The following is a 26,442-nucleotide window of genomic DNA, read 5'->3' on the forward strand; positions in this document are numbered from 1 at the left end:
GGAAAAGAAGCGTCCGGCATGTCAGCCTAGGCTTCTGGGTCTTGAAATTGCCACCGGCTTGGGGTTCAACGCAAGCATGTTCTTGAAGGTCCGCCGCCTTTTTGTCCCCGCCCTCGCCGCCGCCATGCTGGCGATGGCCGCAGGGGTTGCGCAGACGCAGGATGCCGATGGCCTCGGCAATCTCCATCTGCCTGATATTTCCGGCTATGCCCCGCCCCGCAGCAATGGGTCTCTGGCCACCGGCCAGGCGGGAGAAATCACACTCAGCGCCCAGCTCATGGACAAGGGCGCCGATATTACCCGCGGCATCGTCTGGCGCGTCTTCCGGCCGGAACCGGGCGCCGACGGCAAGCTGCCGCTGGTCGCATCCGCCCATGGCGGCACCAGCGTGTTGCAGCTCGAGCCGGGCAGCTATCTCGTCCACGCCTCCTATGGCCGCGCCGGCGCCACCAAGCGCATAACCGTCAGCCGGGAACCGAAGCGCGAAAGCCTCGTCCTCGATGCCGGCGGGCTTGAACTGGACGCGGTTTCGTCCGGCGGCGTCCGCATTCCGCCCGCCAAGCTGCGCTTCTCCATTTATGACGGACATGCCGAAGCGGATGGCGACCGCCCCCTCATCATTCCGGACGTGCAGCCCAACACCGTGGTGCGCCTCAATGCCGGTGTCTATCATGTTGTGTCCACCTACGGCGCGGTCAACGCAGTGATCCGCTCAGACATTCGCGTCGAGGCAGGCAAGCTGACCGAGGCGACGGTCGAGCACCGCGCCGCCGAAGTCACCATGAAGCTGGTGCGTGAAACCGGGGGCGAAGCCATCGCCGACACGTCATGGTCTGTGCTCAACGAATCCGGCGATCCGATCAAGGAAATGGTCGGCGCGTTCGCACCCATGGTGCTCGCCGAAGGCGACTACACCGTCATCGCCAAGAACCGCGACCGAATCTACCAGAAGGACATCAAGGTCGAGGCCGGCAAGAACGCCGAGGTCGAGGTGATTGCGTCCGATGCCACCGCCATCGACCCCGAGGAAGGCGCCGATTGACACTTGAAAGGCGACGCTGGCCAAGCCGGCATCGCCTTTTGCATTATGTGTTACCCGCGCGCTGGCGCTTCAGATCCGGTGGCAAAGCTTCGTCCACCAGCAAGCCAACAGCTTCGGCAAGTCCGAAGGATTGCTGATCCCGTGAACCGAGCCGCCGCATGTTGACGGTCTCTTCCTCCGCCTCGCGCTTGCCGCAGACGAGGATGACCGGAACCTTGGCCAGCGAGTGTTCGCGAACCTTGTAGTTGATCTTCTCGTTGCGCAGGTCCGCCTCGGCGGAAAGCCCGGCCGCCTTCAGCTTCGCCACCACCTTTTTCACGTACTCGTCCGCATCGGAGGTGATCGTTGCCACCACCACCTGCAGCGGCGCGAACCACAGCGGCATCTGCCCGGCGTGGCTTTCGATCAGGATGCCGAGGAAGCGCTCGAGCGAACCGCAGATGGCGCGGTGGACCATGACCGGCTGCTTCTTTTCTGAATCCGAGCCGATGTAGAACGCGCCGAAACGCTCCGGCAGGTTGAAATCAACCTGCGTCGTGCCGCACTGCCATTCGCGGCCGATGGCGTCGCGCAGCGTGTACTCGAACTTCGGCCCGTAGAACGTGCCCTCGCCTTCGTTGATGCCGGTCTTGATGCGGTTGTCCTCGCGCGCCATGCGGGAGAGTGCACGCCGCAGAATATCCTCGGCATGGTCCCACGCGGCATCAGTGCCGACGCGCTTCTCCGGCCGCGTGGCCAGCTTCACCACCACCTCGTCGAAGCCGAAATCCTTGTAGACCGACATCATCAGGTCATTGATTTTCAGGATTTCCGCCTCGAGCTGCTCTTCGGTGCAGAAGATATGCGCATCGTCCTGGGTGAAGGCGCGCACGCGCATCAGCCCGTGCAGCGCGCCGGATGCCTCATAGCGATGCACATTACCAAATTCCGCAAGCCGGATCGGTAGATCGCGATAAGACTTCAAGCCATGCTTGAATATCTGCACATGGCCGGGGCAGTTCATCGGCTTGAGCGCGAAGATGCGCTGATCGGCGTCCGGATCGTCAGGGTGCGTGAATGCGTGCGCGCTCTTCACCGCGAACATGTTCTCCTGGTACCAGCCCCAGTGCCCGGACGTCTCCCACAGCGATTTGTCGAGCACCTGCGGCGCGTTGACCTCCTGGTAGTCGTCGCCAAGCCGGCGGCGCATGTAGGAAATCAGGTTCTGGAACATCTTCCAGCCCTTGGCGTGCCAGAAGACGACGCCCGGCCCTTCCTCCTGGAAATGGAATAGGTCCATCTCGCGGCCGAGGCGGCGGTGGTCGCGCTTCTCCGCTTCTTCCAGCATATGCATGTATTGGTCGAGCTGCGCCTGATCTGCCCAGGCAGTGCCGTAGATGCGTGTCAGCATCGGATTGTTGCTGTCGCCGCGCCAATAGGCGCCGGCCACCTTCATCAGCTTGAACGCCGAACCGATCTGCCCGGTGGAGGCCATATGCGGACCGCGGCACAGATCGAACCAGTCGCCTTGTGCGTAAATCTTCAGGTCCTGGTCGTCGGGAATGGCGTCGATCAATTCCAGCTTGTAGCGTTCGCCCTTGTCGCCGAACACTTTTTTCGCCTTGGTGCGATCCCAGACCTGCTTGGTGAACGGCTTGTTGCGGCCGATGATCTCGCGCATCTTCTTCTCGATGGCGGGAAAGTCCTCCGGCGTGAAGGGCTCGTTGCGGGCGAAGTCGTAATAGAAGCCGTTCTCGATCACCGGGCCGATGGTCACCTGCGTGCCCGGCCACAATTCCTGCACCGCTTCGGCCAGCACGTGCGCGGCATCGTGGCGGATCAGTTCCAGCGCCCGCGGATCGTCGCGAGTGACGATCTCCACCTTGCCGGATTTCCGCAGCGGATCGGACAGATCGCGCAGTTCGCCGTCGATGGCAAGCGCGACGGCCTTCTTGGCCAGCGACTTGGAAATCGACTCGGCGAGCGCGGCGCCGGTCATCGCCGCGTCGTAGTCGCGGACGGAACCGTCGGGGAATGTCAGGGAAACTTGAGCCATCGGTCTTCTCCTATCCAGTCCCGCATACGAACGCGGGTGGTTGAGTTGGCGACATAAACCGAAAAATCCCGGATGTGAAGCGGATTGGGAGTGACGACGGTTGCCATTCTTAGCGAGCGCCGAAAACCTTCTCGTAAACAAAGGGAATGTCGTGATGCGAGAGCAGCCAGACCCCGGTTGCGGTCGCCAGGTCCCGAGCGCTTGACGTAAAGTTGGCGTTTGTGACCACGGCGGCCGCATCGAGCCGGTAGTACACCTTGCCCGCGTGAGCTTCCTGAATCGCCTTGTTTCCGACCGCCGCGCTATGGAGCTTGCATTGAAGCCCCAGCCGTTTGCCGTTTTTCGAAGCCACGACGTCGATGCCCTGATCTCCCGAGGCCGCTGTAATCTCTGACTGCCAGCCAAACGCGACCAGGGCTTCGGCAACCCAATTTTCGAAGGAATGGCCGTCAAACGGGATGTTCCCGGGGTCGAACCCCAATTCCCGATCCTGGGCTCTGCGGAAATCCAGTTGCTCAAAAACCAGTTCGGACGCTTCCGTTCTTCCGATAGCGGCCTCGTCGAGGGCAATGCTGGCAAAAAACTCGCGCAGCGCTTCATGGGTGGAATCGGACACGATCGACCCGTAATCATTTTTCGTGACCGCGCGCTGCAGATTTCTGGTCAGGGCGACCCGATGCCGGTCCACAGCGTCGATCAGCCGTTGCCTTTCCAGAAAACGTCGCCGCAAAAAGTCCCTGTCGCTTTCCTCTTTCGCCAGTCTGTGAAGCATCGCGTTTTGCTCGGCCTGAAGCAAAAAGGCATGCGATCGTGCCTTGCGGCGCCTGAACCAGAACCATGCCCCGGAAATGACCGGGCTGAAGAAGAAGATCAGCCCGCCGAGAAGGACCAAGCCGGAACGAGACGAGTCGCCACCAGCAACGATCGCGCCAGCAACTCCTAACACCATGGCGAAAAGAGCGATGGCGACCGTCATACCAAGATAAGTGATCGCAGATCTGAACATTGTGAATTCCCCCCGAAATTCCGTTACGACTTGTAATTCGGAATACGAGCAACGCAAACTAAAACGTTGCGGGGTCTGCTTCAGATCACCATGAATTTGCTGGAAGAATCGCTGCGAATGCAGAAACGCGCGCACCTGTTGCAGCGGCTCGAAACCCTATTTGCCGATCTGCCAGTAGCGCCAGGGCAGAAACCACCGATATCGCCCTTCGAGCCTCTCCGGCACATTGTCGATGCCATGCGTTCCGCCGGGCCCGCAGCGCATGAACCGGAACACTCCCATCCATCCGCCTGCCCACAACCCATGCCGCGCGATCGCCTCATAGGCGTATTCGGAACAGGTCGGCATATGCCGGCAGGTGTTGCCGACAAAACCTGAAAGCGTCAGTTGATAAAGCCGCACCAGTCCGATGCCGAAAAGCCGAGTTGGCGTTTTCGGCCACGGGCCGGAATAGTTGCGGCCTTGCCGTGCTGGCGGCTTGTGTGGATCGTGCAAGCGAAATCCCAAATGGTCCTGCTGCCAAGATAAGGATTTTGGCCCGGTTTTCGAGGCCGTCGAATGATTTCACGTCGGCTGTATTGTCAACCGCGACTGAACAGTGAGTAGAGGTTGTTCAATTTGCGCCGCGGCGCGGCCTATCCTATTTATCGCCCAACCCACCCATGCTTGCCGAGGACTCGGCCAAGCGCCTCTCGCGACCGGCTACCGCCGGATTTCCCGCGGATCGAGACTGACAATGAGCAAGACCATCGAATTCGGCATGGACACTTTCGGTGATGTCACCGTTGGGTCTGACGGCCAGTTGCTGCCGCAGGCGCAAGTCATCCGCAACTTACTGGACGAAGCCGTCCTCGCCGACGAAGTTGGTGTCGATTTCATCGGCGTTGGTGAGCATCACCGCTCCGATTTCGCTGTTTCCGCGCCGGAGGTTCTGCTGGCAGGCATCGCCACCAGGACAAAGCGCATCAAGCTCGGCTCGGCGGTGACCGTGCTCTCGTCCGATGACCCGATCCGCGTCTTCGAACGGTTCTCCACGGTCAACGCGCTTTCCAACGGCCGCGCCGAGGTCATTCTGGGTCGCGGTTCGTTCACCGAATCCTTCCCGCTGTTCGGCTTCAAGCTCAACGACTACGAGGCGCTTTTCGAGGAGAAGCTCGACCTGTTCGCGGCACTTCTCACCAACGGTCCGGTGACCTGGCAGGGCAAGATGCGGCCGCCGTTGCAGGATGTGACGATTTATCCGCAGATCGAAACCGGCAAACTCGGCGCCTGGATCGGTGTTGGCGGCAGCCCGGAATCGGTCGTTCGCTCCGTGCGCTACAGCATCCCGATGACGCTGGCGATCATCGGTGGCGATCCAAAGCGCTTCCTGCCTTTCGTCGATCTCTACAAGCGCGCGCAGTCGCAACTCGGCGGCGAGGCGATGCCGCTTGGCGTCCATTCGCCCGGTTATGTCGCCGAGACCGACGAGCAGGCGCGCGAGGAGCTTTGGCCGGGCTACAAGGCGATGCACGACCGGATCGGCCGCGAGCGTGGCTGGCCGGCGACGACGAAGGAAGGCTTCCTCGGCGAGATCGAGCATGGCTCCACCTATGCGGGTTCGCCGGACACCGTGGCCAGGAAGATAGCCGCGACCGTCAAGGCTCTCGGCGCCGATCGCTTCGACCTGAAATATTCGTCGGGCACGACGTCGCACGAGAAGATGATGAAGAGCATCGAACTCTACGGCACCAAGGTCATTCCGATGGTGAGGGAGCTTTTGGCGGAAAAGGACGAAGCAGCTTAGGCGGCATTTTTCCGTGAAGGACGAGGCGGCTCAGGCCGCCTTTTCTTCTGCCTGCTTCTTTTCGATCTGGCCGATCGCGTCGACCACGGCGTCGAAGGTCAGCATGGTCGAGGCGTGACGCGCCTTGTAGTCGCGCACCGGCTCAAGGTATTTGAGGTCGGCGAAGCGGCCTTGCGGCGGCGCGCCGTTCTCCTTCAGCATTTTCAGCATTGCCTCGCGCACCGCGCGCAGTTCTTCCGCATTCGCGCCCACGACATGACGCGCCATGATCGAGGACGACGCCTGGCCGAGCGCGCAGGCCTTCACCTCATGGGCGAAATCCGTCACCACGCCGTCCTTCATGCTGAGATCGATGGTCACCGTCGAACCGCAAAGCTTGGAATGCGCCTTGGCGCTGGCGTCCGGATGCTCCAGCCTGCCGATCCGTTCGATGTTTCCGGCAAAACCGAGTATTTTCGCATTATAGACGTCGTCGATCATTATTTTCCGATCCGCTGCCGCAAGCCGAACAAGCTTTACCGCAAGCGGCCTTTCATTCGCTCGGCATGACCATATATAATGATGACTGCCCGGTATCGACAAGGCGACAGCAAAGCCTGTACTGCCGGACCAGTTCACGTCGCTTTCGGGCTCGAATTTTCCGACACCCAGGAGGCCGTGGTCCGTTCAACTCGTTCCTCCAGCGAGGGGAACTACGGGAGACGCGCTAATGGATGCCGTGTTCAAGAAAATCATGCCCCAGTCCGCCTACATGGACAAGCCGGTCACCGACCGACCCAGCCAGGAGGAAGTCGAGGCCGCTGTGCGCACGCTGATCCGCTGGACCGGCGACAATCCCGACCGCGAAGGCCTGTTGGACACGCCTCAGCGCGTGGCCAAGGCATACCGGGAAATGTTCGGCGGCTATGACAAATGCCCGGCTGACGAGCTTGGCCGCACCTTCGAGGAAGTCGCCGGCTACGACGATCTCGTGCTGGTCAAGGACATCCAGTTCCACTCGCATTGCGAGCACCACATGGTGCCGATCATCGGCAAGGCGCATGTCGGCTATCTGCCGGACGGCAAGGTCGTCGGCCTGTCGAAGATCGCCCGCGTCGTCGATATTTTCGCCCATCGCCTGCAGACCCAGGAAGCGATGACCGCGCAGATCGCCAGCGTCATCCAGGACGTGCTCAATCCCCGCGGCGTCGCCGTGATGATCGAGGCCGAGCATATGTGCATGGCCATGCGCGGCATCCGCAAGCAGGGTTCCACCACGCTCACCTCGACGTTCACCGGCGTCTTCCGGGATTCGCCGGAGGAGCAGGTGCGCTTCGTGACCATGGTTCGCGGCAGCGCTGGCTGACCGCAGGAAAAGCAGAACATCCATGTCAGCAATCGAATTCGCAACCCCTTCCGCGGACAAGGCTTCGCTGGAAGAAGGCGCCGTCTTCTCGCCGCGCTTCGACGCGGCCGGGCTCGTGACTGCCGTTGTCACGGATGCCGATGAAGGCGGATTGCTCATGGTCGCGCATATGAACGCCGAAGTGCTGGCGCTCACGCTCGAAACCGGCATCGCCCACTACTGGTCCCGTTCGCGCGGCGAAATCTGGAAAAAGGGCGAGACATCGGGAAATTTGCAGCAGGTCATTGAGATGCGCACCGACTGCGATCAGGACGCCATCTGGCTGCGCGTTAAAGTCTCGGGTCACCATGCAACCTGTCACACCGGTCGGCGTTCATGTTTCTATCGGACAGTCGGGCTGACTGACGGCAAGGCGACGCTGGTCGATGACGGCAGCAATCCCCTGTTCGACGCCAAGGAAACCTATCGAAAAATACCGTGAACCCGTCTGCCCCAATCTCACCACACAGATTCATGATTTCGATACGGCACTGCGTTAGACTTGTGGCGAGACGAGGGAGAATGTGATGCTCGAATGGGCGTCATTGCTGAGCAAGACCGATGTTCGGGAGGCCAACGGCCATTCCTCTCCCGGCGGCACAGCCGATTCCAGGCCTTTCAAGAAAGCCGGCATTTCGCTGGCGCTCGGCGGCGGGTGCGCCCGAGGCTGGGCGCATATCGGCGTCCTGCGCGCGCTGGACGAGGCCGGCATCGAGATTTCGATGATCGCCGGAACGTCGATCGGCGCGCTGGTCGGCGGCTGCTATCTTGCCGGCAAGTTGGATGAGCTCGAGGAATTCGCCCGCAGCCTGACCAAGCGGCGCATCTTCGGGTTGCTCGATTTCCGCTTTGGCGGAAATGGTCTGCTGGGCGGCCTGAAGCTCGACGCCCGGCTGCGCGAACACATGTCCGGCATCCGTTTCGAGGATCTCCCAAAGCCTTTCGTCTGCGTCGCCGCGGAAATCCGCACCGGCCACGAAATCTGGCTGTCGAACGGCTCGTTAGTGACGGCCATGCGCGCTTCCTACGCGCTACCCGGCGTGTTTGAACCGGTCAAAGTCAATGGCCGCATCCTGATGGATGGCGCCCTGGTCAATCCGGTCCCGGTTTCGGTCTGCCGCGCCTATGAGCAGCAATTGGTGGTGGCGGTGAACCTGCACTACGATCTGTTCGGCCGCGCAGCCGTCATCAAGCACAATGCCGGCGAACTGACCGTCGAGAAGGATGCGCCGGCCGCGGCGATACCCGGCCGGCAGGTGCATGAAACCAAGCTCGGCATCACCGGCGTCATGGTCGAGGCCTTCAACATCATTCAGGATCGCATCTCGCGCGCCCGCCTCGCCGGCGACCCGCCGGACATGTCGCTGCAGCCGAAGCTCAGCCACATCGGCCTGACCGAGTTCCATCGCGCCGACGAAGCGATCAGGTTGGGCTACGAAAGCACCATGGTCCATATCGCCGAACTGAAGCGGCTGCAGGAAGTGCTCGTCTAGCATCTTCCAGAAAGCGGTTCAGGCCAGTGCCGCATCGACGATGCGGAACTGCACCGAGCGGTTGCCGTTCCAGTAGTTGCCGGACAGCGACCCTGCGACATGCAGCATGTTTCCCCGGTTCTTGAACAGGAAATCGCCAAGCGGCGTGTCGACCGCGCGGAACGCCATAGCCTGGACACGCCCGCCGCCTTCCGACGTCAAGCCAATGCGCAGATGGTTGGTCCCCACCGGGCGCACATCGGCCAGTCGGTGGCGCGGCAGCACGAACAGCGGTTGAACATGACCGGTACCGAAAGGCCCTGCCTTCTCCAGCGCATCCAAAAGGTCGATGGTCGCGCCCTCCGCCGCCAAGGCTCCGTCGATGAGCAGACTTTCCTCGTCCTGCAGCCGGAAAATGTCCGCCGCGGCGCGTTCCTCGAAGAAGGCCCGCAGCGCCCCCAGCCTCTCACGCTCGACAGTGATGCCGGCCGCCATGGCGTGCCCTCCGCCCTTGACGATCAGGCCGGCATCGGCGGCTTCGCGCACCAGACGGCCGAGATCGAATCCCGGCACCGACCGGCCCGATCCGGTGCCGACGCCGTTGGCATTGAAGGCGATGGCGAAGGCCGGCCGCCGCGCATGGTCCTTCAGCCGCGAAGCGATCAGCCCGACGATGCCCGGATGCCAGTTCGAACTTGCGGTTACCACGATGGCCGGGCCGTTGCCCCCGGCCAGTTCAGCCTCCGCCTCGGCGCGCGCCTCCGCCAGCATCGCCTGCTCCATGGTCTGGCGTTCCTGGTTCAACCTGTCCAGCGTCTCGGCGATGGTGCGGGCCTCGACAGGATCATCGGTGGCCAGCAACCGGCTGCCCAACGCCGCGTCGCCGATGCGGCCACCGGCATTGATGCGCGGCCCGATCAGGAACGACAGGTGAAAGACGCTGATCGGCTCGCCAATGCGAGACACCTGCGCCAACGCCGCCAGGCCGGCATTCTTCTGCTGGCGGATCGCCAGAAGCCCTTTGACGACGAAGGCGCGGTTGACGCCGGTGAGCGGCACGACATCGCAGACAGTCGCCAGCGCCACCAGGTCCAGCAACGACAACAGATCCGGCTGCGTGGCGTCCGGCAGCCTGCCCCGCAGGATCTTGGCCGTCTGCACCAGTGTCAGGAACACGACCCCGGCGGCGCACAGATGCCCTTGCCCCGACAGATCGTCCTCCCGGTTTGGATTGACGATGGCGTCGGCAGCGGGCAGCGCTCCACCGACCTGGTGATGGTCCAGCACCACGACATCGGCGCCGGCCTCTTTCGCCGCGTCGATGGCGGCGGCGCTGTTGGTGCCGCAATCGACCGTCACGATCAGCTGCGCGCCGCGCGCGACGAGATCCCGCATGGCGTCGGGGTTCGGCCCGTAGCCTTCGAAGATGCGGTCTGGAATGTAGATTTCGCTGGCGATCGAGAAATGCGCCAGGAAACGCTTCAGCAGCGCCGACGAGGCAGCGCCATCGACATCATAGTCGCCGAATATTGCGACCTTCTCGCCGCGAACGACGGCGTCGGCGATTCGGCCAGCCGCTTTTTCCATATCCGTCAGCGAGGAAGGGTCGGGCAGCAACTCACGGATCGTTGGATCGAGGAAGCGCGCCGTGTCCATAGCCAGAACCCCGCGCCCGGCGAGCACGCGCGCGACGATATCCGGCACGCCGTGGCCCTGAGCGATGGCAAGCGCCGCCATGTCCTGCCGCTCCGTCAGACGATGCACCCAGGCGACGCCCGTCGCCGAGCGCCGCACGTCCAGAAAGAAACGCCGGTCTCCCGTCATCGGTGCCCATTCATTCGCGGTGTCGTGCAGACAACTCTCATCCTCCGCACTATGCGACGGCCGGGCACAAGAAATCAAAATTTTTCAAGGCTTTGCCGTCAGCCGGCCCGCTCGATACGGATGACCTGCGGCTTGTCGATCAGATGGCCGTCCCTGGTGATGCCGTCAACCGCCTTGCGCACCGCCGCTTCCGTCGTCTCGTGCGTCACCAGAATCACCGTCTTGCGGTCGGTCTCTTCGGCGCCGACGGAATGCTGCACGATCGATTCCAGCGAAATGTCGTTGTCGGCCATGCGCTTGGCGACGGCTGCGAACACGCCGACACGATCATGCACGGTCAGCCGGATGAAATAGCCGCCGGCATGGCTGCGCATCTGCGCCTTCTTGTAAGGGCGCAACTCCTTTGCCGGACGGCCGAATACCGGGCCGTGCTGGAAACCGGGGCGGCTCTTGGCGATATCGGCGATATCGCCCACGACGGCGGACGCCGTCGCATTGCCGCCGGCGCCAGGACCGGACAGCAGCAGTTCGCCCAGAATGTCGGTCTCGATCGCCACCGCGTTGGTGACGCCATGAACCTGCGCGATCACCGAAGCGGTCGGCACCATGGTCGGATGCACGCGCTGCTCGATGCCGCTGTCCGTCCGCTGCGCGACGCCGAGCAGCTTGATACGGTAGCCGAGTTCGCCCGCCGCGCGGATATCGGCCTGCGTGATGTTGGAAATGCCTTCGAGATAGATGTCGTCGGCAGCGATTTTCGTGCCGAAGGCAAGGCTGGTGAGGATCGACAGCTTGTGCGCCGTGTCGTTGCCCTCGATGTCGAATGTCGGATCGGCCTCGGCATAGCCCAGCCGCTGCGCGTCCTCCAGGCAGGCCTCGAACGTCAGGCCCTCGGCTTCCATACGGGTCAGGATATAGTTGCAGGTGCCGTTGAGGATGCCGAACACGCGGTTGACGCTGTTGCCGGCCATCGCCTCGCGCATCGTCTTGATGACCGGAATGCCGCCAGCCACCGCAGCTTCGTAGTTGAGCAGAACGCCCTTCTTCTCGGCGATTTCGGCGAGCGCGACGCCATGGCGCGCCAGCAGCGCCTTGTTGGCGGTGACGACATGGCGACCGGCTTCCAGCGCCGCCTTCACGGAAGCCCGCGCCGGCCCCTCGTCGCCGCCGATCAGTTCGACGAAGACGTCGATGTCGCCGGACTGCGCCAGCTTGACCGGATCTTCGAACCATTGCGCGCCGGAGAGATCGACGCCGCGGTCACGCCTGGCGTCGCGCGCCGAAACCGCCGTCACCGTCACCGGCCGGCCGCACTGGCGCGTCAGCTCGGCCGCCTTGTCCCGCAGCACGCGGGCTACCGAGGCCCCAACGGTGCCGAGGCCGGCGATCCCGACACGCAACGCTTCGGTCATGTAAGCCCCCAGTCAGTTCTGATTAAATCCGGCGAACAGCCTCAGCGATGCGCGGCCAGCGGCACCACATTGTTCGGCTGCTTGGCGCTGGTGGCGAGGAATTTCTTGATGTTCCGCGCCGCCTGGCGGATGCGGTGCTCGTTCTCGACGAAAGCCAAACGCACATAGTCGTCGCCATGTTCGCCGAAGCCGACGCCCGGCGCCACCGCGACGTCCGCATGCTCGATCAGGAGCTTGGAATATTCCAGCGAGCCGAGATGTTTGAACTGCTCCGGGATCGGCGCCCAGGCGAACATCGACGCAGCCGGCGCGGGAATCGTCCAGCCGGCGCGGCCGAAGGCTTCGACCATGGCGTCACGGCGGCGGTGATAGATCTCGCGCACTTCGGCGACATCCGCGCCGTCGCCGTTCAAGGCCGCCGTCGCGGCTACCTGGATCGGCGTAAACGCGCCATAGTCGAGATAGGACTTGACCCGCGTCAGAGCCGAGATCAGCCGTTCGTTGCCGACGGCGAATCCCATGCGCCAGCCCGGCATCGAAAACGTCTTCGACATCGAGGTGAATTCCACCGCTATATCCATCGCGCCCGGAACCTGCAGCACCGATGGCGGCGGGTTCCCGTCGAAATAAATCTCGGAATAGGCGAGATCGGACAGAATGATGATGTCGTTCTTCTTGGCGAAGGCGACGACGTCCTTGTAGAAATCCAGCGATGCCACCAGCGCCGTCGGGTTGGACGGATAATTCAGGATCAGCGCCAGCGGCTTCGGAATGGAGTGGCGGATGCCGCGCTCCACCGCCGGAATGAACTTGTCGTCCGGCTCGACCTGCAGCGAGCGGATGACGCCGCCCGACATGATGAAGCCGAAGGCGTGGATCGGATAGGTCGGATTCGGGCACAGGATCACATCGCCGGGCGCGGTGATGGCCTGCGCCATATTGGCGAAGCCTTCCTTCGAGCCAAGGGTCGCCACGACCTGCGTATCGGGGTTGAGCTTCACGCCAAAACGACGGGCATAATAGTTCGCCTGCGCCCGGCGCAGTCCTGGAATGCCGCGTGAGGAAGAATAGCGGTGTGTCCGCGGATCGCGCACGACCTCGCACAGCTTGTCGACAATCGCTTTCGGCGTCGGCAGATCGGGATTGCCCATGCCAAGGTCGATGATGTCTGCGCCGCGCGAGCGGGCGCTGGCCTTCAGCCGGTTGACCTGCTCGAAAACATACGGCGGAAGCCGGCGGACCTTGTGAAATTCTTCCATGTCAGTTCCAGGCGATGGGAGGCGTTATCCAGGGTCAGGATTTAGCCGCGCGATATATACTTATTTGCACGTCGGGTCGAGGGCGGCATCGCAGTTGCTCTCGATCTGCTTGAGCGCATCCCTGGCGTGATTTTTCGCGAGCTTGTTCATCTCCGCCGTATCGCCGGGCGTCGGAGCAGCGCCGCCGCTGCCCTGCGCCTGCTGGCGGTCAGAGGCCAGCTCAGACATTTTGGATGCTCTTTGCGCAGCGGTGAACTGGGTGCTCGCCGGCTTCGGCACGATGTTCAGATTGGGAAAGCTTCCGGTGTTCTTCGGTCCGGCTTCCAGAGATTGCGCCGCGCTGTCCTCGCCGCTCGTGCTCGAACATCCGCTGATGGCGACCAGCCCCACCATCGCAACGGTGCGGCAAAAGTTCCCGGAAACCGAAAAATGAGGCCAACCAATACTATGTGTCATATTGTTTTCCCGTCGGCCGAATAGAGCGCGTTGGACCCTATTCGGCATCGCATGGTAATATGTCAAGAAAACGCTTCCAGAGGAACAGCGTCCATCATGTCCAAAACATCCGATTCGGACAAAACGGAAGCATCCGAAACTTCGTCTGTCGAGCAATATCTGGTCAAGGACCCGGAGCGCTTCGCGCTGAACATGGCCCGCATGATCGAGCAGGCGGGCAAGGCCGCCTCGGCATGGGCCCAACCGCGCGAGAAAGGCGAGGCCCGCGACCATGTCGCCGAGCCCATGACCGATATGTTCAAGACCTTCTCGAAGCTGACGGAATACTGGCTGGCCGACCCGCAGCGCGCGCTCGAGGCGCAGACGCGGCTGTTTTCGGGCTATATGGGCGTATGGGCCGGGGCCGTTCAGCGCCTTGGCGGCGATGCCGATTCCGAGCCGCAGAACCCGGTGCAACCCGAACGCGGCGACCGCCGCTTCCAGGACCCCGAATGGGCCAAAAACGCCTTTTTCGACTTCCTCAAGCAGACCTATCTCGTCACCGCGCGCTGGGCTTCGGACCTGGTAGAGCACGCTGACGGCCTGGACGAACACACCCGCCACAAGGCCGGCTTCTACGTCAAGCAGGTCACCAACGCCATTTCGCCGTCGAATTTCATTCTCACCAATCCCGAGATCTTCCGTGAGACGGTGGCCTCGAACGGCGAGAACCTGGTGCGCGGCATGAAGATGCTGGCCGAGGACATCGCCGCCGGCAAGGGCGATTTGAAGCTCAGGCAGGCCGATTATTCCCGCTTCGAGATTGGAAAGAACATCGCCGTGAGTTCCGGCAAGGTCGTCGGCCGCAGCGACGTGGCCGAGATCATCCAGTACGATCCGACAACCGAGACGGTGCTCAAGCGGCCGCTGCTCATCTGCCCGCCATGGATCAACAAGTTCTACATTCTCGACCTCAACCCGGAAAAATCGTTCATCCGCTGGGCGGTCGATCAGGGCCACACGGTCTTCGTCATCTCCTGGATCAATCCCGACGAACGCCACGGAACCAAGGGCTGGGAAGCCTACATTCGCGAGGGCCTGCAATACGGGCTCGACATAGTCGAAAAGACGACGGGCGAGAATGAGGTCAACGCGATCGGCTATTGCGTCGGCGGCACGCTGCTGGCGGCGGCGTTGGCGCTTCTGGCGCAGGAAGGCGACCATCGCATCCGCTCGGCCACCTTCTTCACCACGCAGGTCGATTTCACCTATGCCGGCGATCTAAAGGTCTTTGTCGATGAGGAGCAGATCGCCGCTCTCGAACAGGCGATGAGCGAAAAGGGCTTTCTGGACGGCACCAAGATGGCCACCGCCTTCAACATGTTGCGGTCGGGCGACCTGATCTGGCCTTATGTCATCAACAATTACATGCGCGGCAAGGATCCCCTGCCCTTCGACCTTCTCTACTGGAACGCCGACTCCACCCGCATGAGCGCCGCCAACCATTCCTACTATCTGCGCAACTGCTATCTGGAGAACAATCTGGCCAATGGGCGCATGGAACTCGCCGGCCGCACCGTTTCGCTCGCCGACATCACCATCCCTGTCTACAACCTCGCCTCGAAGGAAGATCACATCGCGCCGGCGAAGTCGGTCTTCCTCGGCTGCCGGTACTTTGGCGGCGACGTCCAGTACGTCATGGCCGGGTCCGGCCATATCGCCGGCGTCGTCAACCCGCCCGGCTTGAAGAAATACCAGTACTGGACCGGCGGACAGCCCGAGGGTGCTTTCGAAGATTGGGTTACCGCGGCAGCTGAACACCCGGGTTCCTGGTGGCCTCACTGGCAGAAATGGATCGAAGCCAGGGACGACAAGCGGGTTCCCGCGCGCGAGCCCGGCAAGCATTTGAAAACACTGGGAAATGCGCCCGGCGATTATGTCAGGACGCGTGTGTAACAGACTGTAATGTCTGGTGAGTTGACCTCCGCGCTAAAGCGAGCGAAATGGTTACGTCAACTGCCAAGTTGATGGAATCCTTTGTTCGCGTACGATTCCGTCCAAGGCTTGCGCATTTGACACAGGTCTCCTTTCCGGGCCCGGTGACACGATTGACAGGCGCGGGGGCGCGAGCGCCGCATCAATCATTTTCGGGACGGAATAGCGAGGGGGAATTTGGTTTTGAAATCAAGAGGATCGCGTTTCGCGAGGGGGGAGTGCCGCGCTGTTGCGGCAGCACTTTTCTCTGTGCTTCTCGCGTCCTGCACCTCCACCACCGATCCAACGCTTTCCGTAGGCATGGCCGGCTACAACGCCAAGCCGGGCGATATAGCGGCCGCCTCAGCCTCCGCCCAGACCCAGGACCTTGATTCGTCAGCGCCGGCTGCGCCCCAGCCCCTGATGAGCGCCGAAGGCAGCACGGAACTGCCGGTGCAGGTTGCATATCTGCCGACGTCAAAGCCAGATGCCGGTTTCCCGGCGGTCGCGTCGCCGGATGGCGCACAGGCAATCGGCGAAAAGCTCCCGCAGGCGCTACAGCCGCAATTGCAGACCGCCGCGCAGACAACAGAGGCCGCCGCGAAAATCGCAGCCGGCGATGCCGCGGCAACCGCGCCGAAGAAAGCTGAAACGGAAACCGCAGCGGCAGCGCCCACCGGCGAGAGCCAGGTTTATGTGACCGCCGGCGAAATGCCTTCCCAGCCGATAGCGCCAAAGAAGAAGGGCTTCCTGGCTTCCTTGTTCGGCGCGACCCCGGCGCAGGCGGCTCCGGCTCCACAGCCCAAGACGCCTCCGAAACCTGCACAAGAGAACATCGCCAACGACGACGAGCCGGCGAAACCTCTCATCACGCTGGCATCCGCCTCGTCTTCGCAAAAGCCGCTGGCGCTGGCTTCAGTAGGGTCCGGAATCGGTTCCGATTCGCTGCCGGGCGTGCGCCAGACCGCGCTATTCGAAATCCGCCGCAAATCCGGCATCGACGACGACAGCGACGTCGATCTCAATGAGGATGAAGGCGGCGCCTATCAGGTGGCATCCGCCGCCGGTCTAGCCCGCCTTGCTCCCAATGGCCTGCTGAAGCAGACGGAAGGCGTCGATGTCGCCTGCCTGAAGCCGTCGCTCGTGCGCGTGCTCAAATTGATCGAGGGTCACTACGGCAAGAAGCTTGTTGTGACGTCCGGTTACCGCAACCCCGACCGCAACCGGCGCGCCCGCGGCGCGAAGAACTCGCTGCATATGTATTGCGCCGCCGCCGACGTGCAGGTGCCGGGCGTCGGCAAATGGGAACTGGCGAGCTACCTGCGCACCATGCCGGGACGGGGCGGCGTCGGCACCTACTGCCACACCAATTCCGTGCACGTGGATGTCGGCCCCGAGCGCGATTGGAACTGGCGCTGCCGGCGCCGGAAATAGCCTGCAAAAAAGTTGTCTTTCCAGCGGGAGAACGGGTTGCCGGGCGCGCGCAACGCAACTATAACCCGCTTCGTTCAGCTGCGCCCATCGTCTAGCGGTTAGGACACCGCCCTTTCACGGCGGTAACAGGGGTTCGATTCCCCTTGGGCGTACCAATTCTCCACGCAAATATTCAGCGCCCCAAACGTGGACAACGCATCTCGCTAGACGCGAAGGCGATGCCCGGTCTCTTTTTCACGATGGACACCCTGCAGGTGCATCTCGGGCGCCAGAATACCGCTGACCCTGCAAAAGGCGGAAAAGGCGCGACATGCGTCTTCTGCACCGGTGACGCCCACCGACGCACCAAAGCAGGCGTTGAAGGCGGCCTGGTAGAGGGGGCCCTGGCGTCCTGAAGGCCACTCGCTCAGGATTTCCAGAGCCTGATCCACGCCGTAGACTTCCTCAACGGGTTGCCCATCCGACAACTTCACCCGCACAGGAATGGCAAATTGCAGTTCGTCCATTTCAAATCTCCGGACCAGCGGCCTCAGATCGAGGCAACGCCGGCGGCGGTTTAAGGTTGCAAAGGGATTGGTCCGATCCATGGCTCCGAATTGTGTCGCGACTGCGGTATCGGGGCTTGATCTTTCGCCAATTCACAAGGTATCGCCGCCCTCGATCCGGCACAGTCGAAACCGCACAAAACGCCGTGATCGGTGGCAGAGCAGGTTCTGAAGGGCACTTATTGCTTGAACAGTGCCGGTTCAGATGCCAAATCTGCCTTTCACGATCTTGGACCCTCAATGACGACCTATCTCGACGCAGCCGCCGCGCCTCTTCGCAACACCGGACAAATCCGTCTTTACGACGAGGCGGCCTTCGCCGGCATGCGCAAGGCCTGCCAGCTCACCGCCCGTTGCCTGGATGAACTGGCCGCCATGGTGCAGCCCGGCGTGACCACCAATGCGATCGACCGCTTTGTCTTCGAATACGGCATGGACCATGGGGCGCTGCCCGCCACGCTCAACTATCGCGGCTATACGAAGTCGTCCTGCACCTCGATCAACCATGTCGTCTGCCACGGCATCCCGGACGACAAGCCGCTGCGCGAAGGCGATATCGTCAACATCGACGTGACCTATATTCTGGACGGTTGGCACGGCGATTCCAGCCGCATGTATCCGGTCGGGACGATCAAGCGCGCCGCCGAACGGCTTCTGGAAGTCACGCATGAATGCCTGATGCGCGGCATCGCCGCGGTGAAGCCAGGCGTCCGCACCGGCGCCATCGGCGCCGCGATCCAGTCCTATGCCGAGGGCGAACGCTGCTCGGTGGTGCGCGACTTCTGCGGCCACGGCGTCGGCCTGCTGTTCCACGATGCGCCGAACATCCTGCACTATGGCAGCACCCATGAGGGCGTCGAGATGCGCCCGGGCATGATTTTCACCATCGAGCCGATGATCAATCTCGGCCGTCCGCATGTGAAGGTCCTGTCGGATGGCTGGACGGCTGTCACAAGGGACCGTTCGCTGTCGGCTCAATATGAGCACACCGTTGGCGTCACATCGACCGGCTGCGAGGTGTTCACGCTGTCGCCCGGTGGCCTGGACCGCCCCGGCCTTCCCGGCTGACGCGAGACGGGGCTTCGCTGGCAGAATCCTCATTTGAAAAATGCGCGGCCGGCATTTCACTGCCACCTCGACTTGGCTTATCATTCGCCCGGGGCGGGAGCAGGACAAGTGGGCGAAGACAAAAGGCGGGGGCTGGCGGAGCAGGCGCTTCCGCTGCTCGACAAGAACAAGACCGGGCGAGACGACGCCGAAGGCGGCCGGCCGCACTATCTCGGCCATCGCGACCGGCTGCGCGAACGTTTTTCCGCCGCCGGCCATGCCGCCCTGCCCGATTACGAACTGCTGGAACTGCTGCTTTTCAGGCTGATACCCCGCGCCGACACCAAACCGGTCGCCAAGGCCCTGCTTGCCCGTTTCGGCACGCTGGCGGAGGTTCTGGGCGCGCCGGAAACGCTCCTGCGGGAGGTGAAGGGGATCGGTCCCACCGTGGCGCTCGATCTCAAGGTGATTGCGGCTGCCTCTCACCGTATGCTGCGCAGTGAGCTGAAAGACCGCGAAACCCTGTCGTCCTGGACACAGGTCCTCGACTATTGCCGCGCTGCCATGGCCTTCGAGGCGCGCGAGCAGTTCCGCATTCTCTTCCTGGACAAGAAGAACGTGCTGATCGCCGACGAGGTACAGCAGACCGGTACGGTCGACCACACGCCGGTCTATCCGCGCGAGGTCATCAAGCGGGCGCTCGAGCTTTCAGCCACGGCGATCATCCTCGTCCACAACCATCCCTCCGGCGATCCGACGCCGTCGCGCGCCGACATCGACATGACCAGGGAGATCGTCGAGACGGGCAAGCGGCTGGGCATCGCCGTGCACGATCACATCATCATCGGCAAGAAGGGACATGCGTCGATGAAGGGGCTGCTGTTGATCTGACTGGTTCACCCCTATCCGAGCCACCGGGGAGGCCGGATGAGGGTTAGAATCAAAAAGGCCGCCCTTGGGCGGCCTTTTCACAGTCGATTGTCCGAAATCACTCCGCCTTTTCAGCGGCTTTCTTCTTCGGCGCCGCCTTTTTCTTCGGCTCGCCCGCCTCGGCGTCATCGGCCTTCTTGGCTGCCGCCTTCTTGGCGGGCTTCTTTGCCTTAGTGTCCGTCTCTTCGTCGTCCTCGGCCATCAGCTCTTCCTTGGTCACCTTGTTGTCGGTGACGGAAACCTGGCCGAGCAGATGGTCGACGACCTTCTCCTCGAACATCGGCGCGCGCAGCGTATTGAGCGCCTCCGGGTTGGACCGATAGAACTCAAACACTTCCTGCTGCTGGTTGCCCGGGAAGCGCCGCACCTGCTCGAACAGGCCTCGCTGCAGTTCCTCGTCGGAAACCGTGACGCCGGCCTTCTCGCCGATCTCGGCAAGCACGAGTCCCAGACGCACGCGACGCTCGGCAAGACGCAGATATTCGGCGCGCGCTTCTTCTTCCGTTGTGTCCTCGTCGGCGAAGGTCTTGCCGGCGGCCTCGAGGTCGCGGTTGACCTGCGCCCAGATGTTGTTGAACTCGGCGTCGACCAGCTTGGAAGGCGCTTCGAAGGCGTAGGACGCGTCGAGCTGGTCGAGCAGCTGGCGCTTGACCTTCTGGCGGGTCATGGAGCCGAACTGGTTCTCGATCTGGCCACGCACGACTTCGCGCAGACGCTCGAGCGATTCGAGGCCGAGGGTCTTGGCGGTCTCGTCGTTGATCTCCAGCTTGCCGGGCTTCGCCACTTCCTTGACGGTGACGTCGAAGATGGCTTCCTTGCCGGCCAGATGCGCCGCCTGGTAGTTCTCCGGGAACGTCACGGTCACGAGCCGCTCGTCGCCGGCCTTGGCGCCGATGAGCTGGTCCTCGAAGCCGGGAATGAATTCCTTCGAGCCGAGCACCAGCGGCTGATCGTTGCCGGCACCGCCGGAGAATGCTTCGCCGTCGATCTTGCCGACATAATCGATGGTGACGCGGTCGCCCTCGGCAGCCTTGCCGTCCTTCGGCTCATAGGATCGCGACGATTCAGCGACACGCTGGACCTGTTCGTCGATCTCGGAGTCCGGCACGTCATAGACGGGGCGGGTCACCTTGATGTCCGAGAAATCCTTGATCTCGATCGGCGGGATGACCTCGTAGTTCAGATGGAATTCGAAATCGGCGCCGCCGGCGAGGATCTTCTCGGCTTCCTTCTCGTCCTCGGTCATGACGACTTCGGGCTGCATGGCGGCCTTCTCGCCCCGGTCCGTGATGATCGAGCGGGCGTCGTTCAAAATCTCGTTGACCACTTCGGCCATGAACGACTTGCCGTAGACCTTGCGCAGGTGCTGAACCGGCACCTTGCCGGGGCGGAAGCCGTTGATGCGAACCTTGTCCTTCGCATCCGAAAGCCGCGCCAGAAGCTTGGCTTCCATATCGCCGGCCGGCACTGTGACCTTGATCTCGCGCTTGAGACCGGAGTTGAGCGTTTCCGTGACCTGCATCATCTAACCTTTGTTTCCAACAATGAGGCAGTTCAACGGCTGCTGCCGTAACCGCCTGCCGGATATCCTGCCGGGAATGGCTTTCGGTGCGGGAACCAGCGCCTGGACCCCTTTCAGGCGGTCCAAATCATCCGGAAAACGCTCCAAAATGTGAATAAGTCTTTGTTTTTCCTACTTCTTTTCACATCTTGCAGAAGCGGATAGTCGCGTCCCGTCACATTCGACCCGCCTTTTGTCACACGCGAGCCCAATTTTCAACCATCTTCGCGCTGCTGCACAGCCCGGTATCCGCGCCGACATTGACAGAATGATGGCCGCATGGGATTGCCGGTGCGGAAGCGGATGTGGCGGAACTGGTAGACGCCCTGGATTTAGGTTCCAGTGCCGAAAGGCGTGGAGGTTCGAGTCCTCTCATCCGCACCATTCCCCATCTCGCGCGAGTTCGCTTCGCTCACCGCTCCGATGGGCGGCCTGATCGGTCGACTGGCGGCCGCCATTGAAAACCCCTTTGCGTTCGTCGGCTATTGCACGGCTCCGCCGGCTGAAATGAACCAGAATTTCGGGTCGGAACCTCCTAATACATCGGCTCCTCGAAAAGCGTCCTCTCACCATCTACCAGCGCCTTGATCTGCGCTGTGCCGTTGGCCGCGATCGCGGCGCGGATGCCGAATGGCCGCACGCGCATGTCTTTTTCGATCGCCAGCCCTTCGCCCTCCGGCAGATAGAAGCGTTCGATTCCATAGTCGGGCGAGAGGGTCGTGCCAGGCGTCAGTTGCCAGCCGGCTGCGAGATGGCCGGCAATATCGGCTTCCTCGGCGCCGGGCGGTGACGACGGCGTGCCCAGCCAGGCAGCGGCAGGACGCCAGTAGCCGTCGTCGGCCTTTTTGAGCCGCACCATCAGTTGACCGTCATCGGTCGTGAGCTTGTCCGCCGGGACGTCGGCGATCAGTTCGACCGGGATGCGCGAGATTTCATAGCTGAGGAAAACATAGTCGCCGCGCAGAAGGTCATGCGGATCGACCGGCTCCACCTTCAGCAGCACCTCCTGCCCGTTGCGCAGGATCGCCGCGCGCCCGGCGATGATCCAGCTCAGGAAGCCGATCTGCACAAGCGCCAGCAGCAGCGCCGAAACGATGAGCCCCTTCCCTTTCATGACACCGCTCCCTCGTTGGCAGGGCGAAGCCGCTTTTCGACGCGGATGATGACGATGGCGAGAATGCCCAGGATGACCGCGGCCGCAAGGAAAAAGCCCGCCGTCCCAAGCATGGTCTGCATCGTCTCCGCATAGATGAAGCAGAGTTCGAAGGCGAAGCCGAGATAGGCGACCCAGCGCAGCCCCCGGCTCTCGCGCCCGCCCAGCACGATGGCGGCGGCTATCCCCGCCAGCGCGATAGCAGCCACGGGCACGAAGAGGCCGCTGTCTGACAGTTCGAACTGGATCAGCGCCATGCCGGTCAGGAAGCCGATCAGCCCGTGCAGCGGCAGGCGGCCGCCCAGTTGAACGATCCTGTCGACCGGTTCCCGCGCCAGCACTCCAGCGAGGAACAACACGGCGGATATCGCCGCCAGCGCGAAAGACACGCCGGGCAGGCCATTGTCGACGGCGACAAGCACCGCATAGGCGATGAGCGAGAGGATGATGAGATGCCGGGCCGGCTGGCTACGTGTCCAATAGGACAGCCCGAACAACACCGCCACGACGGCCACGAACATATGCGGGAAATCGAAACTGCGAAACAGATTGAACCCGTTGGAGAGCTTGATGAATACCCAGGCGTCGGCGATGCCGACGGCGGCGACCGTCAGGGGATTGGAACGCAGCACGGCGGCGGCAAGAGCCGTGCCGGCGCACCAGGTCAGCATGGCTGACGATTCGTCGCCCGACAGATGATACATCTGGCCGACCAGGGCGATCGACCCGCCAAACGCCGCGACCGCCACGATCCAGAGCGCCTCGCCGATCATCGGGTGACCGCGGGTCTTCAAGAGCGCGCCGCCGACATATCCGGCGAGGATGACCGCGAACAGCGACACCACGCGCGCCAATCGTGGAATGAGCTCCCAGTTGGCAGCCACGAGGATCAGCAACGCGGCGGCGAACAGCAGCGCCGCCATCATCGCCAGGATCGAGCCGAAGCTCAGCGACCGGCGCTCACGGCTGTCGATATCGCGGATCATCGCCTGCGCCGTCGCGGCGTCGATCATGCCGGTTTCGGTCCAGCGCGCGATATCCTGCCGCACTTTCGACGAATAGCTCGCCATGCACCCCTCCCTTTGCCACAAACATCATACAGCCCAGGGTCAAAACCCAGAAGCGGTGACGCCCCGATTTGAAATGTATGGAATACGCATCCCCCAACATCAGGCGGGAGCATATGTCAGTCTTACCGTGTCCTCGCCAACAGGATCGATGGAAACAAGCCGAAGCGGCGGGCGCGGGCCGGCAAAGAACGGCGTGCCGCGACCGAGCACGACGGGGTGGAAATAGAGTCGGTACTCATCAATAAGACCAAGTTCGGTCAGACTCCTTGCTAGCTCCGGTCCCGAAACTGCAATCTCGCCAGTGAGCCGGTCCTTCAGGTCACGCATCACCGCCTCGACGTCATCCGATACAAGTGTTGCATTGGGACCGACGGACTTCAGCGTGCGCGACACAACCCATTTCGGTTGGCTTCGCCACGCCGTTGCGAACTCGTGTTGTTCGGCACTCCACTCAGGACGATCTTCATCCCAATAACGCATGAGTTCGTATATGCGGCGACCATAGACACTGCCGGTCAGGTCGCGCACATGCTCTATCCAATGACGAAAGAGCGCCGGACCGGTCTGCATTTGCAAGTGGTCGACATAGCCGTCCAGGGACTGGTTCATTCCAAAGACGAACTTAGCCATGCTCTCACCCTTCAGGAAAGCCGCCAGATCGGCGGCATGAGCAATAAAGCTGCTGAGACGCGGCTCGGCTAGCGATTCTTTGAGCCGCCCTTTTTCGTTATTTTTGGCTCACTGGCCAGGTGAATGGCATAGATATCCCAACCAGCGCAGGTGCCCAGGTCTCGCAAGCGCTTGATGCTACGACAAATTTCACCCCTGCCGGATCAGAGCAACGCCGTTAATGCTGCATTGCACAAAACGCAATGCTGCCATGCACCAATAGCGCTTTTAAATCGATATGAGCGCACTTACCTTCTGATCATTCGGAAAGACAAGACAATCCGAAAGAAAGACGAAACGAGCACTGAGATGAACCTGATCCGCAACTACCGCAACTGGCGGCGCTATATGGAGACCGTCTCCGAGCTGCGCCAACTGAGCAATCGCGAGTTGAGTGACCTCGGCATCAGCCGCGGCGACATTCCTTACGTAGCCCGCAAGAGTTCCTGAATCCGGTCCATGGACCGGAGTTTTTGAGAAGAGATACTGAAATGAACCTGATCCGCAACTACCGCAATTGGCGCGTCTACCGCGACACGGTGAACGAACTGGGTCGCCTGTCCAACCGCCAGCTTCATGATCTTGGCCTCGTCCGTGACGAGATCAAGCAGGTCGCCCGCAAGGGTCTTTAACGGAATTTCGTCAGCGTCGACCTCCTCCCCGACCTGACGGATACGGTCGATCCTCACCTCCTCCCGGGGATTGACCACCGAAACGGCGCCCGCCGAACCTCCTCCCTCGGCGGGCGTTGTTACCGGAAAGGGTTTCGCCCCCTTCAACGGCGAAAGGAATTTCGTCAAAGCCGACCTCCTCCCCGGCAATGACGAATACGGTCGATCCTCACCTCCTCCCGGGGATTGACCATCAAAACGATGCCCGCCGGATCCTCCCCCGGCGGGCATTGTTGTTTTTGCTGCTCGCTGTCGCGAAGCGCTTGCGTCGAATTGCATTGTGAATGGCAAGCGATTATGTCCCGCCCATGAGCCTTGAACCCATCCATATCGTCGGCGGCGGTCTCGCCGGTTCTGAAGCAGCCTGGCAGGCGGCCGAGGCCGGCGTGCCCGTCATCCTGCACGAAATGCGCCCGGTGCGCGGCACCGACGCCCACAAGACCCAAGACCTCGCCGAGCTGGTCTGCTCGAACTCCTTCCGTTCCGACGACGCCGAGACCAACGCGGTCGGCCTGCTTCATGCCGAAATGCGGCTGGCTGGCTCGCTGGTGATGGCTTCCGGCGACGCGCACCAGGTGCCGGCCGGCAGCGCGCTGGCTGTCGACCGCGACGGCTTTTCGCAGGCGGTGACCGCCAGGCTCGAAGCCCACCCTCTGATCACCATCGTCCGCGAGGAAGTTCCCGGCCTGCCGCCCGCCGACTGGCAGCAGACGATCATCGCCACCGGTCCGCTGACCGCCCCCGCGCTCGCGCAATCCATCGCCGACGCCACCGGCGCCGATGCGCTGGCCTTCTTCGACGCCATCGCACCCATCGTCCATTTCGACACGATCGACATGGACAAGGCCTGGTTCCAGTCACGCTACGACAAGGTTGGACCCGGCGGCACCGGCAAGGATTATATCAACTGCCCGCTCGACAAGGACCAGTACGAGGCTTTCGTCCAGGCGCTGCTCGACGGCGGCAAGACCGAGTTCAAGCAATGGGAAGGCACGCCCTATTTCGACGGCTGCCTGCCGATCGAGATCATGGCTGAGCGCGGCGTCGAAACGCTGCGCCACGGCCCGATGAAGCCGATGGGCCTAACAAACGCGCACAATCCGACGGTCAAGGCCTATGCGGTGGTGCAACTCCGGCAGGACAATGCGCTCGGCACGCTCTACAATATGGTCGGCTTCCAGACCAAGCTGAAGCATGCCGAGCAGGTGCGCATCTTCCGCACCATTCCCGGTTTGGAGAACGCCGAATTTGCCCGGCTGGGCGGCCTGCACAGAAACACCTACATCAATTCGCCGACCCTGCTGGATGCTACGCTGCAACTGAAATCGCGGCCCGGCCTGCGCTTTGCCGGACAGATCACCGGCTGCGAAGGCTATGTCGAGAGCGCCGCGATCGGCCTGCTTGCCGGGCGCTTCGCCGCCGGCGAGCGCCTTGGCCATCCCGTTGCGCCACCGCCGGTGACGACGGCCTTCGGGGCGCTGCTCAATCACATCACCGGCGGGCACATCGTGTCCGATGACGAGCCTGGCAAGCGTTCCTTCCAGCCGATGAACATCAATTTCGGTCTGTTCCCGCCGCTCGAGGCCGGCACAAAACTCAAGCCGGAAGGTTTCGAGGGGCGTTTCCGCGGCAAGGACAAGTCGATAGCCCGGAAGAAGGCGATGACGGCGCGGGCGCTTCAGGATTGCCGCGCATGGCTCGGCCTCGAAAGTGCGGCTCAGGCGGCCGAATAG

At 62.3% G+C, this 26,442-nt stretch carries 25 protein-coding genes and 2 tRNA genes; 14 read left to right on the forward strand and 13 right to left on the reverse strand.

The features are described 5' to 3' along the window. The first annotated feature begins 76 nt into the window (after positions 1-76). Positions 77-1,042, forward strand: coding sequence for a hypothetical protein (locus ASD44_RS06530; protein ID WP_056109971.1), 966 nt, complete (start codon positions 77-79; stop codon positions 1,040-1,042). Between the two features lie 43 nt (positions 1,043-1,085). On the opposite strand, the gene thrS is transcribed toward ASD44_RS06530, so the two are convergent. The 3 genes from thrS to yidD all read right to left on the reverse strand — a co-directional run bounded on the left by thrS (position 1,086) and on the right by yidD (position 4,578). Next, entirely contained in the window at positions 1,086-3,077 is a 1,992-nt protein-coding gene (gene thrS, locus ASD44_RS06535) for a threonine--tRNA ligase (RefSeq protein WP_056109973.1), read from the reverse strand. Between the two features lie 109 nt (positions 3,078-3,186). Then, complete coding sequence (locus tag ASD44_RS06540) at positions 3,187-4,083, reverse strand: restriction endonuclease (RefSeq protein WP_056206733.1); 897 nt, start codon at positions 4,081-4,083, stop codon at positions 3,187-3,189. A 156-nt stretch (positions 4,084-4,239) separates the two neighbouring features. Further along, entirely contained in the window at positions 4,240-4,578 is a 339-nt protein-coding gene (yidD, locus tag ASD44_RS06545) for a membrane protein insertion efficiency factor YidD (protein WP_082542396.1), read from the reverse strand. 241 nt (positions 4,579-4,819) lie between these two features. Between yidD and ASD44_RS06550 the strand changes: the two genes are divergently transcribed. Beyond that, complete coding sequence (locus ASD44_RS06550) at positions 4,820-5,869, forward strand: LLM class flavin-dependent oxidoreductase (RefSeq protein WP_056109979.1); 1,050 nt, start codon at positions 4,820-4,822, stop codon at positions 5,867-5,869. A 30-nt stretch (positions 5,870-5,899) separates the two neighbouring features. Here ASD44_RS06550 and ASD44_RS06555 read toward each other — a convergent pair whose 3' ends face one another. Further along, entirely contained in the window at positions 5,900-6,349 is a 450-nt protein-coding gene (locus ASD44_RS06555) for an iron-sulfur cluster assembly scaffold protein (RefSeq protein WP_056109981.1), read from the reverse strand. A gap of 229 nt (positions 6,350-6,578) precedes the next feature. Between ASD44_RS06555 and folE the strand changes: the two genes are divergently transcribed. From folE to ASD44_RS06570, 3 genes are all read left to right on the forward strand, one after another. Then, entirely contained in the window at positions 6,579-7,214 is a 636-nt protein-coding gene (folE, locus tag ASD44_RS06560; protein ID WP_056109983.1) for a GTP cyclohydrolase I FolE, read from the forward strand. Positions 7,215-7,236: 22 nt separating this feature from the next. Continuing rightward, positions 7,237-7,695, forward strand: a complete 459-nt coding sequence (gene hisI, locus ASD44_RS06565) for a phosphoribosyl-AMP cyclohydrolase (protein ID WP_056109985.1) — start codon at positions 7,237-7,239, stop codon at positions 7,693-7,695. Between the two features lie 85 nt (positions 7,696-7,780). Then, positions 7,781-8,746, forward strand: a complete 966-nt coding sequence (locus ASD44_RS06570) for a patatin-like phospholipase family protein (protein ID WP_056109988.1) — start codon at positions 7,781-7,783, stop codon at positions 8,744-8,746. Between the two features lie 18 nt (positions 8,747-8,764). Here the strand turns inward: ASD44_RS06570 and recJ are convergent, their stop codons facing one another. From recJ to ASD44_RS18330, 4 genes are all read right to left on the reverse strand, one after another. Then, the gene (gene recJ / locus ASD44_RS06575) at positions 8,765-10,549 is read right to left on the reverse strand and encodes a single-stranded-DNA-specific exonuclease RecJ (RefSeq protein ID WP_056109990.1); all 1,785 of its coding nucleotides are present in this window, start codon (positions 10,547-10,549) and stop codon (positions 8,765-8,767) included. A gap of 98 nt (positions 10,550-10,647) precedes the next feature. Next, positions 10,648-11,961 carry a homoserine dehydrogenase gene (locus tag ASD44_RS06580; protein WP_056109992.1) on the reverse strand — a complete coding sequence of 438 codons (1,314 nt, stop codon included), beginning with the start codon at positions 11,959-11,961 and terminating at the stop codon, positions 10,648-10,650. 41 nt (positions 11,962-12,002) lie between these two features. Beyond that, positions 12,003-13,220 carry an LL-diaminopimelate aminotransferase gene (locus ASD44_RS06585; RefSeq protein ID WP_056109994.1) on the reverse strand — a complete coding sequence of 406 codons (1,218 nt, stop codon included), beginning with the start codon at positions 13,218-13,220 and terminating at the stop codon, positions 12,003-12,005. A 60-nt stretch (positions 13,221-13,280) separates the two neighbouring features. Beyond that, positions 13,281-13,613 carry a hypothetical protein gene (locus ASD44_RS18330; protein ID WP_156459798.1) on the reverse strand — a complete coding sequence of 111 codons (333 nt, stop codon included), beginning with the start codon at positions 13,611-13,613 and terminating at the stop codon, positions 13,281-13,283. 159 nt (positions 13,614-13,772) lie between these two features. Between ASD44_RS18330 and phaC the strand changes: the two genes are divergently transcribed. The 3 genes from phaC (at position 13,773) to ASD44_RS06605 (ending at position 17,218) form a co-directional block, all read left to right on the forward strand. Beyond that, entirely contained in the window at positions 13,773-15,611 is a 1,839-nt protein-coding gene (gene phaC, locus ASD44_RS06595; RefSeq protein ID WP_056109999.1) for a class I poly(R)-hydroxyalkanoic acid synthase, read from the forward strand. 216 nt (positions 15,612-15,827) lie between these two features. Then, positions 15,828-17,063, forward strand: coding sequence for a YcbK family protein (locus tag ASD44_RS06600; protein WP_056110000.1), 1,236 nt, complete (start codon positions 15,828-15,830; stop codon positions 17,061-17,063). 80 nt (positions 17,064-17,143) lie between these two features. Continuing rightward, positions 17,144-17,218, forward strand: a tRNA-Glu gene (locus ASD44_RS06605). Between the two features lie 48 nt (positions 17,219-17,266). Here the strand turns inward: ASD44_RS06605 and ASD44_RS06610 are convergent. Next, entirely contained in the window at positions 17,267-17,569 is a 303-nt protein-coding gene (locus tag ASD44_RS06610; RefSeq protein WP_056110002.1) for a DUF982 domain-containing protein, read from the reverse strand. Between the two features lie 279 nt (positions 17,570-17,848). Here ASD44_RS06610 and map point away from each other — a divergent pair, with 279 nt between their 5' ends. Beyond that, positions 17,849-18,676 carry a type I methionyl aminopeptidase gene (map, locus tag ASD44_RS06615; protein WP_056110005.1) on the forward strand — a complete coding sequence of 276 codons (828 nt, stop codon included), beginning with the start codon at positions 17,849-17,851 and terminating at the stop codon, positions 18,674-18,676. Positions 18,677-18,829: 153 nt separating this feature from the next. Further along, entirely contained in the window at positions 18,830-19,546 is a 717-nt protein-coding gene (gene radC / locus ASD44_RS06620; RefSeq protein WP_056115583.1) for a DNA repair protein RadC, read from the forward strand. A gap of 97 nt (positions 19,547-19,643) precedes the next feature. Here radC and tig read toward each other — a convergent pair whose 3' ends face one another. After that, positions 19,644-21,107: a trigger factor gene (gene tig / locus ASD44_RS06625; protein ID WP_056115585.1), complete on the reverse strand. Its 1,464-nt coding sequence runs from the start codon at positions 21,105-21,107 to the stop codon at positions 19,644-19,646. Between the two features lie 338 nt (positions 21,108-21,445). Between tig and ASD44_RS06630 the strand changes: the two genes are divergently transcribed. Continuing rightward, positions 21,446-21,530 (forward strand) — tRNA-Leu (locus tag ASD44_RS06630). Between the two features lie 151 nt (positions 21,531-21,681). Here ASD44_RS06630 and ASD44_RS06635 read toward each other — a convergent pair. The 3 genes from ASD44_RS06635 to ASD44_RS06645 all read right to left on the reverse strand — a co-directional run bounded on the left by ASD44_RS06635 (position 21,682) and on the right by ASD44_RS06645 (position 23,999). After that, entirely contained in the window at positions 21,682-22,260 is a 579-nt protein-coding gene (locus ASD44_RS06635; RefSeq protein ID WP_056110007.1) for a GDYXXLXY domain-containing protein, read from the reverse strand. Further along, complete coding sequence (locus ASD44_RS06640; RefSeq protein ID WP_056110009.1) at positions 22,257-23,369, reverse strand: DUF2157 domain-containing protein; 1,113 nt, start codon at positions 23,367-23,369, stop codon at positions 22,257-22,259. Before ASD44_RS06640 ends, ASD44_RS06635 begins: the two co-directional genes overlap by 4 nt. A gap of 99 nt (positions 23,370-23,468) precedes the next feature. Continuing rightward, the gene (locus ASD44_RS06645; protein WP_056110011.1) at positions 23,469-23,999 is read right to left on the reverse strand and encodes a dihydrofolate reductase family protein; all 531 of its coding nucleotides are present in this window, start codon (positions 23,997-23,999) and stop codon (positions 23,469-23,471) included. A 348-nt stretch (positions 24,000-24,347) separates the two neighbouring features. Here ASD44_RS06645 and ASD44_RS18110 point away from each other — a divergent pair, with 348 nt between their 5' ends. The 3 genes from ASD44_RS18110 (at position 24,348) to trmFO (ending at position 26,442) form a co-directional block, all read left to right on the forward strand. Continuing rightward, positions 24,348-24,488 (forward strand): DUF1127 domain-containing protein, encoded by a 141-nt coding sequence (locus tag ASD44_RS18110; RefSeq protein ID WP_082542397.1) that lies wholly within the window; start codon positions 24,348-24,350, stop codon positions 24,486-24,488. Positions 24,489-24,529: 41 nt separating this feature from the next. Next, a complete protein-coding gene (locus tag ASD44_RS18115; RefSeq protein WP_082542398.1) occupies positions 24,530-24,670 on the forward strand; it encodes a DUF1127 domain-containing protein in 141 nt (46 codons plus the stop codon). A 347-nt stretch (positions 24,671-25,017) separates the two neighbouring features. Beyond that, on the forward strand, positions 25,018-26,442 hold the full coding sequence (trmFO, locus tag ASD44_RS06650; protein ID WP_056115589.1) for a methylenetetrahydrofolate--tRNA-(uracil(54)-C(5))-methyltransferase (FADH(2)-oxidizing) TrmFO: 1,425 nt from the start codon (positions 25,018-25,020) through the stop codon (positions 26,440-26,442).

The organism is Mesorhizobium sp. Root554 (assembly GCF_001427025.1).
Lineage (GTDB): Bacteria > Pseudomonadota > Alphaproteobacteria > Rhizobiales > Rhizobiaceae > Mesorhizobium.